This window comes from Streptomyces sp. NRRL WC-3549, from assembly GCF_000721935.1.
Taxonomy (GTDB): domain Bacteria; phylum Actinomycetota; class Actinomycetes; order Streptomycetales; family Streptomycetaceae; genus Streptomyces.
Map to the genome: position 1 here is coordinate 30,225 of NZ_KL585396.1, position 482 is coordinate 30,706.

Below are 482 nucleotides of genomic sequence, written 5' to 3' on the forward strand. Positions count from 1 at the left end.
GGCCGCGGCGGCCGGCACGATGGCGGGCGCTGTCGCCGTGCACGTCCCCGCGGGCTTCTTCGCCATGGGAGGCGGCTACGAGTACCCGGCCTTCCTCGGGTTCGCCGCGGCGGCGATCGGTCTGACCGGCCCCGGGGAGTACTCCCTCGACCACCTCACCTGCCATGTCCTCGACCGGCCGTGGGTGGTCGCCCTGGCCTTCGCGGGCAGCGCCCTGGCCGCGGCGACGGTCGTCGGCCGCCGCGCCAAGGGGCAGGCTCCACGGCCGCACATGTGCGTGCGTCGTCGGCGAGCGGTCGGGTCCGGGCGGGACGCGGCGAACAGCGCAACAGTGGGCACACGACCTTCCGCTCCCGGCCGCCCGTTCCCGCCCGCCGCTCACTCCAGTCCGCGCGCGTCCCTGAACCGGGCCAGCCCCTCGGCCAGATCGAGCAGCGGAGCCGGGTAGCCGAGGGCGGCCCGCTCCCGCCCGTCGAGCTTCC

Annotated in this window: 1 pseudogene; it reads left to right on the forward strand. The window is 76.8% G+C overall.

Annotated features, from left to right (window positions below):
- Positions 1–259, forward strand: a pseudogene (locus tag IH13_RS44590) (DoxX family protein); the annotation flags it as partial.
- Positions 260–482: the final 223 nt, after the last annotated feature.